Source organism: Psychrobacillus sp. FSL K6-2365 (genome assembly GCF_038003165.1).
In the GTDB taxonomy this organism is placed as follows: domain Bacteria; phylum Bacillota; class Bacilli; order Bacillales_A; family Planococcaceae; genus Psychrobacillus; species Psychrobacillus psychrodurans.
On the sequence record NZ_JBBOOO010000001.1, the window covers coordinates 2,636,488 to 2,652,223 of the forward strand.

Annotated in this window: 14 protein-coding genes and 1 other annotated feature; of the genes, 1 reads left to right on the top strand and 13 read right to left on the bottom strand. The window is 36.6% G+C overall.

The genetic code is table 11. From position 1 onward, the window contains the following. Positions 1-158: 158 nt before the first annotated feature. The 12 genes from MKY29_RS13165 to cymR form a co-directional block, all read right to left on the bottom strand. Positions 159-1,088, bottom strand: coding sequence for a peptidase U32 family protein (locus tag MKY29_RS13165; RefSeq protein ID WP_241596563.1), 930 nt, complete (start codon positions 1,086-1,088; stop codon positions 159-161). Positions 1,089-1,093: 5 nt separating this feature from the next. Then, positions 1,094-1,729, bottom strand: coding sequence for an O-methyltransferase (locus MKY29_RS13170; protein WP_340880042.1), 636 nt, complete (start codon positions 1,727-1,729; stop codon positions 1,094-1,096). Positions 1,730-1,844: 115 nt separating this feature from the next. Further along, entirely contained in the window at positions 1,845-2,963 is a 1,119-nt protein-coding gene (gene mltG, locus MKY29_RS13175; RefSeq protein ID WP_241596569.1) for an endolytic transglycosylase MltG, read from the bottom strand. 323 nt (positions 2,964-3,286) lie between these two features. Next, positions 3,287-3,583 carry a DUF1292 domain-containing protein gene (locus MKY29_RS13180; protein ID WP_211894702.1) on the bottom strand — a complete coding sequence of 99 codons (297 nt, stop codon included), beginning with the start codon at positions 3,581-3,583 and terminating at the stop codon, positions 3,287-3,289. An 11-nt stretch (positions 3,584-3,594) separates the two neighbouring features. Beyond that, positions 3,595-4,014, bottom strand: coding sequence for a Holliday junction resolvase RuvX (gene ruvX / locus MKY29_RS13185; RefSeq protein WP_090563915.1), 420 nt, complete (start codon positions 4,012-4,014; stop codon positions 3,595-3,597). Between the two features lie 2 nt (positions 4,015-4,016). Continuing rightward, the gene (locus tag MKY29_RS13190) at positions 4,017-4,283 is read right to left on the bottom strand and encodes an IreB family regulatory phosphoprotein (protein WP_090563918.1); all 267 of its coding nucleotides are present in this window, start codon (positions 4,281-4,283) and stop codon (positions 4,017-4,019) included. A 78-nt stretch (positions 4,284-4,361) separates the two neighbouring features. After that, the gene (gene alaS, locus MKY29_RS13195; RefSeq protein ID WP_340880043.1) at positions 4,362-6,995 is read right to left on the bottom strand and encodes an alanine--tRNA ligase; all 2,634 of its coding nucleotides are present in this window, start codon (positions 6,993-6,995) and stop codon (positions 4,362-4,364) included. Between the two features lie 244 nt (positions 6,996-7,239). Continuing rightward, positions 7,240-7,450 (bottom strand) — a binding site (T-box leader). A 36-nt stretch (positions 7,451-7,486) separates the two neighbouring features. Further along, positions 7,487-9,904: an SF1B family DNA helicase RecD2 gene (recD2, locus tag MKY29_RS13200; protein WP_340880044.1), complete on the bottom strand. Its 2,418-nt coding sequence runs from the start codon at positions 9,902-9,904 to the stop codon at positions 7,487-7,489. Between the two features lie 21 nt (positions 9,905-9,925). Continuing rightward, a complete protein-coding gene (locus MKY29_RS13205; protein WP_093496146.1) occupies positions 9,926-10,582 on the bottom strand; it encodes a tetratricopeptide repeat protein in 657 nt (218 codons plus the stop codon). 14 nt (positions 10,583-10,596) lie between these two features. Next, positions 10,597-11,709, bottom strand: coding sequence for a tRNA 2-thiouridine(34) synthase MnmA (gene mnmA, locus MKY29_RS13210; RefSeq protein ID WP_093496147.1), 1,113 nt, complete (start codon positions 11,707-11,709; stop codon positions 10,597-10,599). 88 nt (positions 11,710-11,797) lie between these two features. Next, positions 11,798-12,928, bottom strand: a complete 1,131-nt coding sequence (locus tag MKY29_RS13215; protein WP_340880045.1) for a cysteine desulfurase family protein — start codon at positions 12,926-12,928, stop codon at positions 11,798-11,800. 10 nt (positions 12,929-12,938) lie between these two features. Further along, entirely contained in the window at positions 12,939-13,361 is a 423-nt protein-coding gene (gene cymR, locus MKY29_RS13220) for a cysteine metabolism transcriptional regulator CymR (protein ID WP_093496149.1), read from the bottom strand. A gap of 137 nt (positions 13,362-13,498) precedes the next feature. On the opposite strand from cymR, the gene MKY29_RS13225 reads away from it, so the two are divergent. Continuing rightward, on the top strand, positions 13,499-14,785 hold the full coding sequence (locus MKY29_RS13225) for a replication-associated recombination protein A (protein ID WP_241596592.1): 1,287 nt from the start codon (positions 13,499-13,501) through the stop codon (positions 14,783-14,785). A 705-nt stretch (positions 14,786-15,490) separates the two neighbouring features. Here the strand turns inward: MKY29_RS13225 and MKY29_RS13230 are convergent. Beyond that, a complete protein-coding gene (locus MKY29_RS13230) occupies positions 15,491-15,685 on the bottom strand; it encodes a hypothetical protein (RefSeq protein WP_090563934.1) in 195 nt (64 codons plus the stop codon). Positions 15,686-15,736 lie beyond the last annotated feature (51 nt).

Below are 15,736 nucleotides of genomic sequence, written 5' to 3' on the forward strand. Positions count from 1 at the left end.
AAAAAGCATACTAAATAGTGAATTCCAACAAAGTTGATTTCCGTTCCAGGCCGACGCCTTCCACACCAATTAACGCAACAAACTTTTAAAAAAAGAGTGATCTGCCGTATACATTCTTTTATTGAAACAGTAATTATGAAATTGACTCATATATTCCTTTAATACACAGTTTCCTTAAAGAAAAAGCCAGTATCTAATGGTCTTAATGCTGGTTGGATTTCTTCAATTTTGTTAAAGAGATCTTTTTTACAAGCTTTATAAGCTTCTTTCGATTCAAAATAAGCATCGATAGCTTTACGGTAGTAGCTCGTTATAGCAGTAATATAAGATGGATCTTGAAGGATTCCATCTATTTTCAAACTATCAATTTCAGCATCTAATAACTCATCAAGTTCATCTATCATACACATATCATTTGGACTAAAAATATGTGTTCCGTTACCATCTTCATAAATCGGATATTTATTGGAACGCTCTTTGTCATGTAAAAACATATTTTTATTTTTAGAACGATTCTCTACTTCCATTGCTTTGTCTTGAAACAAGAAGTAATTACCTAAAAGTGAACGCTTCGACTGAAAAATACATGTCATTCCGTGGACTTGCACTTCAATTTGAACTTCAGCATTTTCTTTTATTTCCACTACTTCGTCTAGGCTAAGTTCTCTTGCTAAAACAGCTCTAGTTGAACCACGTTTCCCCCAATAATTCGCTGTGAAATAATTGGTTGCTGTTTGTTCCGTATTCCAGTGTAAGGGAATAGTTACTTCAGCTTCACGTCTAGCTATAATGACAGCTGGATCACCGAAAACAATTCCATCAACACCGATTTCTTGAAGCTTTTTCATATAAGGTGCAAGTGCTTCCATTTTATCGTTATGGAAAAGTGCATTCATCGCAATATATAACTTTTTGTTTTGTTTGGAAGTGATGTTTCTTGCTATTGTAATTTCTTCTAACGTAAATTCTCCAGGAAGTCTTAGACCAAAAAATTGTTCACCGACTAAAAAGGCATCAGCACCAGCCACGATTAAATCTTCTAAGTGACTAATACTTGTAGGCGTTACTAATAGCTCAGTTTTGTTCATATCTTTCACCTCTTAATACTTACTAACATTCCATCTCCAACTGGTAAGAATGCCGTGTCATAATCCGGATGATTCATCAACCACTCCATAAATTGATGTTGGTTTCGGACCATTGTTCTTTTTCTTCTTGGCACTTCACTCATCGGTAACTCGGACAATCCATTTAACAATAAATTATCACAATAAATAACGCCACCATCATTCAAAAATGGGGCATATTTTTCGAAGAAATTTTTGTATTGACCTTTAGCTGCATCAATAAAAATAGCATCAAATTGGAGTTCTCCAAGGTCTTTTGCTGAAATTTCTAAAGCGTCTCCAACAATTACTCGAATTCGATGTTGCAAATTCGCACGTTCTATATATGTTTTAGCAAGCTCAGCCTTTGTTTCATCCCGCTCGATGGTCACAATGGATGTTTGCCCTAGTTTAGTTGCCATGCGTATGGAAGAGTAACCAATAGCAGTTCCTAGTTCTAAAACAGACTTGGGCTTTTGTAAGGAAAGAAGTTGCAATAACGATTCCATCCCCATTAGTTGCATAATAGGTACATGATTATCTTTTGCATATTGTTCCATTTCCAAAAAAATAGCGGATCTAGGCTTAATCAGATCCTTCAAAAAATTATCGCTTATATTCATCTAAACTAACCCCTTTAGGTCATTAAAATAGTACTCCCTATTATGTAAAAAAACAACTCTTATAATAACATAGCAGGAGAAGGAATGCGACATCACTCCCTCTCCTGCAGCCTAATTATTTTAAAAATTCGTCTATTTTTTGAAGATGTTCATCATATGTTACAGAAAAGTGATTAGTACCCTCTTTATCTGCTAAGAAATAAAAATAATCTGTATCACTTGGATCAAGTGCTGCCTCAATAGATGATTTACCTGCATTTGCAATAGGTCCAGGTGGTAACCCTGTATTTTGATACGTATTGTACGGATTATCAAACTCTAAATCTTCAAACAAAACACGATCTTTATGCGTACCTTTTGCATAAAGGACAGTTGGATCTGTTTGTAAAGGCATACCTTCTTCTATACGATTGTAAAAGACACTTGCTATGGTTGCTCGATCTGTTTGGGCTGTTGCTTCTTCCTCTAACAAAGATGCAAAAGTTAGTAACCAATGAACTGATTTCTCTTCTGCTTGCAAAAGGTCTACGTACGACGTTACAACTTTATCAGTATTAGCAAGCATTGTATCAACGATTGACTCTATAGAAGGATTTTCCTCAAAAAATGGATAGGTGGCAGGGAAAAGATATCCTTCTAATGCATAGCGCACATTTTCTCCTTTAATCTCTGCTCCTAAAACATTTGGATATTTAATCATCATTCTATCAACAAATTCCTCGCTCGTTACGAGCTTAAAGAAATCATCTGCAGAATGCTTTGTGTTTTTTTCAACTACTTGTCCAATTTGCTCGATCGTTAATCCTTCAGGAATAGTCAACGAGAAAACTGGTTCTCTGTATACTTTACCAGATTTTAAGCTTTCAATAATTTCGTCTAAAGTCATTGCCTTTGTCAAACTATACTCTCCAGCCTGAAATTGAGATTCATTGTTGAACTTTGCATAATACTTGAAGATTTTAGCGTTTTTAATAATTCCGCTTTTTTCCAACTCACTGGATATAGAATCTAATCCTGATCCAATTGGGATGTCCACAGTTATGGTCTCTTCAGAGTTAGGATCTAATGGGAGTAGAGCTGATTCTACATAGTTATAGACAATTAAACCACCTATTCCCCCAACGACAATTATAAGAAAAGTAATAATTAAAACAATTTTTCTAACAAGTTTCACTTCTTTTTTCTTATTTTTCATTTTATTAAACATAATATCTTTTTTTGTTTCATTTCCCACGGGTTCTCCCCCTTATCTCCATCTCATTATACAAGAAAACATATAAAAGAACAAAAGCCCAAGTACTCTCTAAACAGAAACCAATTTCTATTGTTTTCGATGAGTCTTGGACAGACTTTTTGCGATATTATTACCGATGATGCTGATTACTCTCCTGCAATTCTTAGAAACAGGAAAGTACGCTTTTGGATAACTAATACTTTTCTATCGGTAAGTCGCTTCTTTGGTCATCAATATACCTTGATAATTGGAACTATGTAAAAAAGAACTAAGCAAAGAAAAAGGTGAATGAGGCTTCCCTCATCCACCTTGAATAGATAATCTTATTCTTCGTCTTCGTCTTCTTGCTCATCTAAAAATGTACTTAACATTTCTTCGATCATATCCCATTCAGCATCAGATTCAACAGGAAGTAATTCTCCGTCTTCTCCATCTTCATTAGGAGTGAAAGATGATGCATGAATTTCGATTTCTTCATTTTCATCTTCTTCTGCTCCTATTGGATAATAAAGTACATAGGATTTTCCATATTCGTCTGATTCAAATGTGAATAGCACGTTACAAAGTTGTTCATTTCCATTCTCATCTACAATTGTAATATTTTCTTGACCGTGGTCCATTTGCAGTCACCTCATCTATTTTTTCTATCAAGATAGCCTTGTAAAATCATTACAGCAGCCATCTTGTCGATCACTAACTTACGTTTCTTACGACTTACATCAGCATCTATTAACATACGTTCTGCAGCCATCGTTGTCAATCGTTCATCCCATAATGTGACTGGGAAATGATATTTCTCGGTTAATAGCTTAGCATATTGTTCAGAAGCTTCAGCACGTGGACCAATAGAATTATTCATGTTTTTCGGAAATCCAACAACAAACTCTGTTACATTATGCTCTTTCACGAGTTCATCAATTCGTTCTAGACCAAACTCAAAACTTTCTTCATGTATCTTTATTGTTTCAATACCTTGAGCAGTCCAACCTAGTGCATCACTAATTGCCACTCCAACGGTACGAGAACCAACATCTAAACCCATAATTCGCATCGTTAAGCCTCATTATTTTTTTTAATATAAAACTTCACTAGTTCTTCTAATATTTCATCTCGTTCAAGCTTTCGAATCATATTTCGTGCATCTTGATGGCGAGGAATATAAGCTGGATCACCTGACAATAGATAGCCTACAATTTGATTGATAGAATTATACCCTTTTTCTTCTAGTGCAGAGTGAACTTGGATCATAACATGTTTTACTTCTTGTTCCATCGATTCTTCAGGGAAATTAAATTTCATCGTTTTATCAAAAGAGCTCATGATCAGCACCTCGCTTTCCATTTTTAATGAATAAACTAATGTATCTATTGTATTAGTATACCCTATTTTGGAAATAATTTAAACAGATTTAATATATTCCAACACAGAACTTAATGCATTTTCTAGTTTACTTGCATCTTTAGCACCAGCCATGGCAAAGTCCGGTCGTCCTCCACCTTTACCTCCGCATTGCTCTGCTACTAGTTTGACGATATTTCCAGCATGATAGTTCCCACCAACTATATCCTTTGTTACTCCTGCAGAAATCATTACTTTATCCCCATCAACTGCACCTAAAACAATGACTGCTTTTTCAAGCTTTTGTTTTAAATCGTCCATCATTTGACGTAATTGGTTATTATCTTTCGCATCTACTTTTACAGATAACACAGTTACATCATTTACTTTTTGTGCTGATGATAGGACAGAAGAAGCTTGGCTATTTGCTATTTTTGCAGAAAGTGACTCATTGTCTTTTAGAACATTTTTTAGCTCTTGTAATGTTTGAGAGACCTTATTCACTAAATCTTTTGGCTGTGCCTTCAATAAGTTTGCTGCTTCGCTTAATATATGTTCTTCTTCTTTGACTATTTCATAAGCGCCTTTACCAGTTACAGCTTCAATACGTCTAGTACCTGCCCCGATTCCACTTTCTGAAAGGATTTTAAAGAATCCAATTTCTGAAGTGTTCTGAACGTGAATACCGCCGCATAGCTCTAATGAGAAATCTCCCATTTTTACTACCCTTACAATATCACCATATTTTTCGCCGAATAATGCCATTGCTCCCATTTGTTTTGCTTCGTCAATATTATGAAAACCAGTAACTACCGGGATATTATCCCACACTTTTTCATTAACTATACGCTCTATTTGTTCAAGTTCTTCTGTTGTAACTTGTCCAAAATGAGAAAAGTCAAAACGTAAACGATCAGGGCCAACATAAGAACCAGCTTGGTTTACATGTGTCCCTAATACATCTTTCAAGGCTTGATGCAAAATATGTGTAGCTGAGTGATTTTTAATCGTATGTCCGCGAAGTGAATTGTCGACAGTTGCCACTACTTCAGCATCTGTAATAATCTCACCTGACTCAATAACTACTGTGTGCAGATTTTGTCCATTTGGAGCTTTTTGGACATCTTTTACATATCCTTTAAATGTATCATTTTCAATTACACCATGATCGGCAATTTGCCCACCACTTTCAGCGTAGAAAGGTGTTTTAGTTAATACTACTTTCACTTCTTCTCCTTCATGAGCTGATTTAACTAATACTTGATCACGAACTATTGACGTAACTTTAGTAGATATACTCATCGTGTCATATCCGATAAATTCACTTTCATCATGTAGATTTCCAAATACTTCGGATTGCACCTGCATAGAATCTATATTTTGTCTTGCGGCACGAGCGCGCGAACGTTGTGCTTCCATTTCCGACTTAAAGCCATCATGGTCAACAGTCATGTTTGCTTCTTCTGCATATTCTTCCGTTAATTCAATTGGGAAACCATACGTATCATATAGTGTGAATGTTGTAGTTCCGGGGATGTAAGATTCACCTTTAGCTTGTTGTTCTTCAATAACCTTTTCTAATATAGCTAAACCATCATGTAATGTTTCATGGAATCGTTCTTCTTCAGTTTTAATAACACGCATGATGAAATCCTGTTTTTCTGTTACTTCTGGATAGAAGTCTTGCATAATTTTCCCTACAACTGGAACAAGTTCATGTAAAAATGGCTTTTCAATTCCTAATTGTTTTGCAAAACGAACTGCTCTACGAAGTAATCTTCTAAGGACATACCCTCTTCCTTCGTTTGACGGTAATGCACCATCTCCAATTGCAAATGCAACTGTACGAACGTGGTCAGCAATTACTTTAAATGCAGTATCATCGACTTCATTTGCACGATACGACTTTCCAGAAATCTGTTCTGTTTGGCGAATAATTGGTATGAATAAATCAGTATCAAAATTTGTTGGAACATCTTGTACCACACTAGCCATACGCTCCAGACCCATGCCAGTATCAATATTTTGTTTTGGTAACGGTGTGTACGTATTATCTGGATTATGATTAAATTCTGAGAACACTAAATTCCAAATTTCTAAATATCGTTCATTCTCTCCACCTGGATATAACTCAGGGTCGTTCATATCATTTCCGTAGCTTTCTCCACGATCATAAAAAATCTCCGAGTTCGGACCACTTGGACCTTCTCCAATATCCCAGAAATTACCTTCTAAACGAATAAGTCTCTCTTCTGGAATTCCGATTTCATCCTTCCAAATATTATATGCTTCTTCGTCCTCTGGATGAATTGTAATAGATAATTTTTCTGGTTCAAAAGCAATCCATTTAGAATCTGTTAAAAACTCCCAAGCATAATGGATCGCTTCTTTTTTAAAGTAGTCGCCAATAGAAAAGTTCCCTAGCATTTCAAAGAAAGTATGATGTCTAGCTGTTTTTCCAACATTTTCAATATCGTTTGTGCGAATAGATTTTTGTGCATTCGTAATACGAGGATTTTCAGGAACAACACGTCCGTCAAAATATTTTTTTAATGTTGCTACACCACTGTTGATCCAAAGTAATGATGGGTCGTTGATTGGTACAAGTGGAGCTGAAGGTTCCTGTGAATGTCCTTTTTCCATAAAAAAGTCTAAATACATTTGTCTAATTTGAGCACCTGTTAATTGTTTCATGTTTAGTTCCTCCTAATGATTTGTATTTGTGATTGGTAGACGTTGATAATTTTAATATTCGGATCGGCTTTCGGTAATAAAGATTTTGTTCCGTTAAAGGGAGCCTAGATAGAAATTTCTATACGAATATGAGCAGCCGGACGCTACGCTAGCTTCTAAACATAGAAGTGCGTTGTAACGGAAATCAACAGCATTACTTTACTTCACTAAAGCCAAAACAAATAAAAAAAGCCCTCATCCCTAAAAAAGGGACGAAAGCTGTTGTTTCGCGGTACCACCCTAGTTACACAGTAGAATTCTACTATGTCTCTCAAGAAGCCTTAACGCGGCCAGACGACAGGTTTTAACTGCATTCAAGAGTAGCTTTCCTATATGTTAGATCAGTGAATTCTTTCAGCCAAGGAATCCATCTCTAGTCAGCTAACAATTAGTACTTTCTCCGTCAACATTTTACTATATGCAATTGATTATAAAAAACAAATTGCTTTGTGTCAATTGTCTGTATCCATAAATTGATACGGATTGACACCATTCATACCTACTAAAGGATCTATCATATGATAATTTTCAGCAGTTAGATAGGTGACGTCCTTTTGAGTCACTTCCGATTCTTTAACTATTTCTTTTCCCTCTTGTTGCCCTGATTCTTCTACATTGGATAAACGTTCTTTTAAAGTAGTCAATCTTTGAAGATCATCAGTTCTTTCTACTCCAAACTTAAATACTTCTGGATCCCCACATAATATTAGAAAGTTTTTAGCTCGTGTTATTCCTGTATAAAGTAAATTTCTTCTTAACATCTTCATATAACTTCTTGTTATAGGCATAATAACCGTTTGAAATTCACTACCTTGTGATTTATGAACTGAACAGCAATAAGCTAAAGTAAGCTGATTCAAATCATTTTTTTCGTATGTTACTTCATTTCCATCAAAAGAAACTATTAACATTTCTTTTTTCTCGACTGTTTCAGCAGCTCTGAAAATACTAATGACTTCCCCCATATCTCCATTAAACACGTGGCTCTCTGGTTGATTGACTAGTTGAAGAACTTTATCCCCAATACGATAAATAGTTTCACCAAATACCATTTCTTTTCGCTTTCCATCTGTATTCGGATTAACCATTTCTTGAATCATTTTGTTAAGCGCATCAATACCGGCCGGGCCTCTATACATAGGTGCTAAAACTTGCATATCACGAATGGATAGTCCTTTGGATAAAGCACTTTTTAATACTTGTTCTACTACTTTCGGAATTTGTTCGGTAGAAGCCTTAATGAATGAACGATCCTTTGTCTTGTCTAATAGAGATGCCGGAACCGTCCCTTGCTTCATCTCATGGGCAAGTTCTATAATCGAGGATCCCTCTGCTTGGCGATAAATATCCTTTAGTTCAACAGTTGGAATTCGTTTAGAGGCGAGTAAGTCCTTTAATACTTGCCCAGGTCCTACTGGCGGAAGTTGATCTTGATCTCCAACAAAGATCACTTGCGCATCTTTCGGAATAGCTTTTAATAGTTGGTGTCCTAACCATGTATCTAACATAGATGTTTCATCAATTATAATTAGTTTGCCTTCGATTTCTTTACCTTCAACGTCTGCATCTTCTTGACCAGTAAATCCTAATAATCTATGAATAGTCATAGCAGGTAATTCTGTCGATTCACTTAGGCGTTTAGCAGCTCTACCAGTAGGTGCGGCTAATACTACAGGGAATGGTTTCTTGTCCTTTATCCATTCCTTCGGATCTAACGAAAGTCCATGTAGTTCTGCATATAGTTCGACAATCCCTCGTACTACGGTTGTTTTACCCGTACCAGGACCGCCAGTAAGTAATGTAACGCTTGCATTTAACGCTGTCTCAATTGCATTAATTTGTGTCGGGGCATATTGCACTCCTAAGCGTTCTTCAATACTTCCAAGATGCTTTTTCATCTCAGCTAATGGAAATTGATGATGTGTATCATTTTCAGCTAGGAGAGTTTCTATTTTAGAGCCAATTCCAACTTCGGAATAATATAGAGAAGGAATATAAAAACGATTCACTTCCCCGACTATCCGACTTTCTTCTGCAAGTTCAATGCAGCATTTACTAATTGCCTCATACGGAATTTCCTCACGCTGAGCAGTTTCTAATAGCTTTTTAACTGATTCTAATAATTGCTCTGCATATAAAAATACATGACCTTCTCCTAACGAAGCAGTTTGAAGGAGGTGATATATCGCTGCCTTGATACGATCGGGGTGGTTTCCTTGAATACCTAATTTATAGCCAAGCTCATCAGCTCGAACAAAACCTACCCCCTCTACTTCTTCAATAAGACGGAATGGGTTTTTAGTAAGTACGTTGAGTGTTTCTTCTCTATAAGCTTGATAGATTTTCATAGCGATTTGAGGTCCAAATCCCCACTCATTAAGTTGAATCATCACTTTTTCTAAGCCTAAATTTTGTTCTAAAACCGCTCGTAATGTTTGTTTTTTTTCTTCAGCAAGACGTGGAACTACATCTAACGCTTCGGGATCATCCAAAATTTTGTTAATAGCATTTGGTCCAAGTTTTTTTACAATTTGTTCTGCAGTTTTGCGACCAATACCTGTAAACATATCGCTCGAAAGATAATGAATAATTCCTTGCTCCGTCGCTGGCACTTCTTTTTGGAACGTTTCCACTTGAAATTGAACACCATATTTCGGATGGTTTTTAATATACCCAATAAATTTATACGCCTCTTCTAGTACTAAAGGAGGGAAGTAACCAGATACAATTATTTCTTTGTCTATGTATGTAGTGTTTGTGGATTTGATTTTTAATTTTATGATAGAAAATAAGTTTTGAGGATTATGAAAAATGGAAACGATAGGACGACCTGTAATAAATTGTTTTTCATTATTTATATCGTTGGTCATACTACCGCCTCCAAAGTTTCATTAATTGCGTAGAGAAATCATGTCGTACACATAGCGTGCCTGATCATAATTAGGTTGAAGCGTAAAGGCTTCTTTTAAATGAGATAATGCAGCCTCTGTATTAGATGTAGAAACAGCATATAAAACACCTAGATTGTAGTGTGCATCTGCATTTTCTGCATCTGCATCTACTATTTCTTTGAATACTGGTTCTGCTTGTTCGAACATTTCTAAGCTTGCGAGGGCAATTCCATAGGACAATTTTACCTGGTTATCCTCAGGAGCCAGTTCATAAGCTCTTTGAAAATATGGAAGTGAAAGCTTTGTTAAATTTTCTTTTTCAAGACTCTTCCCAAGCATATAAAATGCGTCTGGACCTTCAATACCACTAGCGATTGCTTTTTCATATAACTTTGCAGCTTCCTCAAATCTCTCAGCATTATAGTATAAATTTGCAAGACTATAATAAGCTGTTGCTGCACCCTCGTCTAATGTAATTGCTTTTTGGAAAAACTTCTCTGCCCGCTCATCTTCATTCATTGACGACAAAAGATTTCCAAAATTAATATAACCGATTGCCTCATCCGGATTTTCTTCAATTGCTTTCGTAAAAAGCTCTACTGCTTTTTCGTAATCTTCTTCTTGTATAGCTTGAATTCCTAATTCATTGTAGTTCATGTTATTACCTCCAGTTATCCAACATAATCCAGTTTAAGCCCATCTTTGAAAACTTCATCAATTGTAGCTCCACCTAAACATTCATCACCTTGGTAGAATACAACTGCTTGTCCTGGTGTAATAGCACGCACTGGCTCGTCAAATATTACTCTAACTCGATTTGTATCTATTAACTCCACAAGTACACCAACGTCCTCTTGGCGATAACGAAACTTTGCTGTTGCTTGGAAAGTTTGTGGTTTTTCTATTGTTGTTGTAAAAGATAAATCGGTTGCAGTTAGGCTAGTCGAAAACAATGCATCATTGTTTATATTTTGCCCAACTAGAAGTACATTTCTGTCCAAGTCCTTCCCGATAACGAACCAAGGATCACCTGAACCTCCAATTCCAAGACCATGTCGTTGACCAATTGTATAGTACATCAGTCCATCATGCTGTCCCATAACTATTCCATCCATTGTTTCCATAGCACCTTGTTGCGCAGGAAGGTACTGACTCAAAAATTCTTTAAAGTTTCTTTCACCAATGAAACAAATACCGGTAGAATCTTTTTTCGTCGCAGTAGCAAGTCCTTGCTCTAATGCAATTTCACGAACTTTTTTCTTTTCTAAATGCCCAATTGGAAACATTACTTTTTCTAATTGTTCTTGATTTAATTGATTCAAGAAATAAGTTTGATCTTTATTATTGTCTCTTCCACGCAGCATACGAGTTTGTCCATCACGAACTTCTACCTGTGCATAGTGACCAGTTGCCAAGTAATCTGCTCCTAATGCTAAAGCATGCTCTAAAAATGCTTTAAATTTAATTTCCTTATTACACATAACATCTGGATTAGGAGTTCGTCCAGCTTTATACTCATCTAAAAAATATGTGAAAACCTTATCCCAATATTGTTTTTCGAAGTTTACAGCGTAATATGGAATTCCTATTTGATTGCAAACTTTTATAACGTCCTCATAATCTTCTGTGGCAGTACACAAACCAAATTCGTCAGTGTCATCCCAGTTTTTCATGAAAATGCCTATCACATCATAACCTTGTTCTTTTAGTAAATAAGCTGCAACAGAGGAGTCTACCCCTCCGGACATGCCAACAACTACTCTTGTATCTTCTATTTTTTTCATCCTTATCACTCTTTTCACTTAGATCTTTAACTTCACCGTAATGATTTCAAACTCTGGCCAATGAAGTTAAACCTTTAGCGAGTTTGAACTATAATACTATTTTGCTTATTTTATAAGCCGCTTCAATCACTTGCTCTTTTGTATTGTTTAATCCAAAGCTAAATCGAACCGAATTTCGTAACTCTGGTGTGTTTTCTCCATACATTGCTACGAGTACATGAGACGGATCAATTGAACCAGCAGTGCACGCAGATCCACTAGATGCATCAATTCCTGCTAAATCTAATTGCACTAAAAAAGTTTCCACATCTGTATTAGGGATACTTATATTTATAACATGTGGAAGAACAGATTCATGCGAACCATTAACTTTAAAAGGAACACGAAGTCTCTCTAATTCGGTTAAGAAAACTTGCTTTAACTGATTATAAGTTAGAATGCCCTCAGTAATAACTGTTTGTTTCAATTGAACCGCCTTTGCAAAAGCAACAATAGCAGGCACGTTTTCAGTACCTGCACGTTTTTTTCGCTCCTGCTGTCCTCCGTAAAAAATCGGCTTAAGGTTAACACCTTTACGTTGATATAAAAAACCAATCCCTTTAGGGCCGTTTATCTTATGGCTTGAAACACTTAGTAAATCGATATAAGCTGTTGTGACGTCTATTGATAAGCTACCAAATGCTTGAACAGCATCCGTGTGGAAATAGGCTGGGTGATCTTTCAAAAATTCTCCAATTTCAACGATGGGTTGAATAACCCCAACCTCATTGTTAGCATACATAATAGAAACTAAAATAGTATCTTCTCTTAGTGAATTTTTCAAGTCATTGATACTGATCAATCCATTTTTATCTACCGGAAGATAAGTTACTTCAAAACCATCTTTTTCAAGTTGCTCACAAGCATGTAGTACAGCATGATGTTCAATCTGAGTTGTAATTACATGCTTACCTTCATTCTTCCTAGCATAAGCAGTTCCAAAAATAGCATAATTATCTGCTTCCGTACCTCCGCTAGTAATAGTAATTTCCGTTTCATGTGCCCCAATACTTTTAGCTAAAATTGTTCTTGCATCATCCACTTTCTTTCTTGCTTTTCTTCCTGTCTGATGGATGCTAGATGGGTTTCCGAACTCTTCTTTCATTTCAGCTGTATAGACTTGGATTACTTCTTCGGACATAGGTGTTGTGGCTGCATGATCCAAATATATTCTAGTCATTTTAAACTCCTTATATATAAAACATATACCCAGTGTTCTCTGGATCTTCTTCTGTATATTTTGCAAGGTCTTCTATCGTAGTGGTGTCTAATACATTTTTGACAGCATCTCTAATACGCATCCAAAGTTCACGCTGCGACGGTGCTTCGTCTTCAATCCCTTCAACGATTTGAATAGGACCCTCTAAAACTCGAATAACATCACCTGCAGTAATTTCGTCTGGTGTTTTTGATAGCATATAACCACCGTAAGCACCTCTTACACTCTTTACAAGCCCTGCATTTCTTAGAGGAGAAACAATCTGCTCTAGATAAGCTTCAGACAAATTATATTCCGCAGCAATTTGACGGAGGGCAATCGGTCCTTCCCCATATTGCTTCCCTAAAGCCACTATTATCGTTAAACCGTATCTTCCTTTTGTTGAAAATTTCAAAATAATTCACCTCATAAGATTAAAAAAATTCTTTCCCTAGTATAGCATAATTACATACTATATCGACTTCAAAATGACTTTTCAGGCAATCTTCTATATAATAAAAGAACAGATGTACGAAATAAGGAGTGATCATTTTGCAAAATGAACCTTTAGCATATCGGATGAGACCTCAAACTATAGATGAACTAGCTGGACAACAGCATGTTATCGGAGAAAACACCGCATTGTATAAAATGATAAAAAACGGACATGTACCATCAATGCTATTATATGGCGATCCAGGAGTTGGCAAAACCTCTCTTGCATTTGCCATAGCGGGTACCACAAAGCTACCCTTTGTTGCATTGAATGCCACTAAAGCTGGGAAGAAAGATGTGGAAGATGTAGTAGCCGATGCACGTATCAGCGGGAAAGTCATTCTATTTCTAGATGAGATTCATCGTTTCAACAAGTTACAGCAGGATACATTGCTCCCCCATGTAGAAAATGGATCGATTATATTAATCGGAGCAACAACTGAAAATCCCTATCATGATGTAAACCCAGCAATAAGATCACGTTGTGGTGAAATCAAACAACTTAAAAGACTAACGACTGATGACATAGATTTACTTTTAATAAGAGCGTTAGAAGATGAAATAAAAGGTCTTGGTCAGATGAAAATTCAAATTAGCGAGGATCAAAGAAAATTAATAGCAGATGCAGCTAATGGGGATGCACGAAAAGCTCTAACCCTATTAGAGTCTACTATTTTTGCAAGTTTTGAAGAAAACGGGATCACTATTGTAGAGGATTCAATCTTAAAAAGTCTCGTTGATAGGGTCGGGGTTTTTGGGGATAAAAAAGGATCTCACTTTTACAACTTACTTTCAGCATTACAGAAATCAGTCCGTGGCAGTGATACAGATGCGGCACTATATTATTTGGCGCACCTTTTGGAAAACGGCGACTTGGTAGCTGTTTCTAGAAGGTTACTGGTAATGAGTTATGAGGATATAGGGTTAGCTAACCCATCTGTTGGTCCACAAGTACTAGCAGCTATTCAATCCGCAGAACGATTAGGATTACCGGAAGCACGAATACCTTTAGCCAACGCTGTAGTCCTTATGTGTTTATCGGAGAAGTCCAATTCTGCATACTCCGCTTTAGATGCTGCAATTGCAAGTATACACCAGGGGAAAACTGGTGATATTCCAAGTCATTTAAAGGACACGCATTATGCAGGAGCAGCTGATTTAGGTCATGGTGGTTATATATATCCACATGACTATAAAATCGGCACATTTGGTGGCTGGGTCAATCAAACCTACTTGCCAGATAATCTTGTGGGTTCTATTTTCTATAAACCGATTGAAGCTGGCGAAGAAAAAAGATTGGCAGCTATCTACACGCGATTAGAGAATTTTAAAAAAGAAAAGTAATAAGAAAAACCAGGTAAAAAAAAGCCCGGTCCTCTAAAAAAATTGTAGATATGCCGTTGATTTCCGCTCCGAGTGGACGCTTTCCGTGGGCACGGCTTCAGCCGCTTCCCTTGCTCCTGCGCAAGCTCGTCGCAAAAAAGATTTTCGCTACGCTCAGTCCAGGGTCTTCAGCTCGCGCTGTTCCCACCGGAGTCGCCGCTCTGCGCTCCAATCAATTAGATCCACTTTATATAGCGGATAATTTAATTTAAAACCGCCTAAGTATAAGTGTTTTATTCTAAAATAGGTAACGCTGATAAGGAATCAGATCATAGAAAATCTACTTTTTTCTTCCTTCCATCCAGAATAATATCTCTAAATAAAAAGACGATTCTATCCCTACACTAACTGGGACTACTCTTATCATCTAGGCGAGAGGCTATTCTAAATTTTATCATGCAGTACTACTCACTTAATTGATTGTAGTGAAATGTGGCGACTCCAGCCGGATTAGCGAGAAAGTCGAGACCCCGTAGGAAAGAAGAGTAGCGCCTGACTGAGGAGGCTCGGTCTCGCCCGCGGAAAGCCTTCCACATGTAACGGAAATAAGTACTATTATTCATTCTTAAAAGTCCCATGAACCACGTGTTCACGGTACATTTTAATATACTTTCTGTCTATTAAAAAAATCCAGCACCCTTGAAAAGGGACTGGATTTTTTATGGTTTAAACACCCATCTTACGTCTTGTGTTACTCACTTTTTTAGTCTGTTGGCTTTTCATTTTCTGATTTCCAGTAGAACCGTTAAGGGAAGTTTTACCACCTGCAGATTGATTCTTTTTCTCTTCAAGCTTTTGCTTAACAGCTTCTTGAAGTGTCATTTTCTTTTTAGGTGCTTCTTGGTTATTTGTTTCAGTCATTGTAATCCCCTCCTCGCTTATAAATTTAGTATAAATCATCAGGAAAAAACT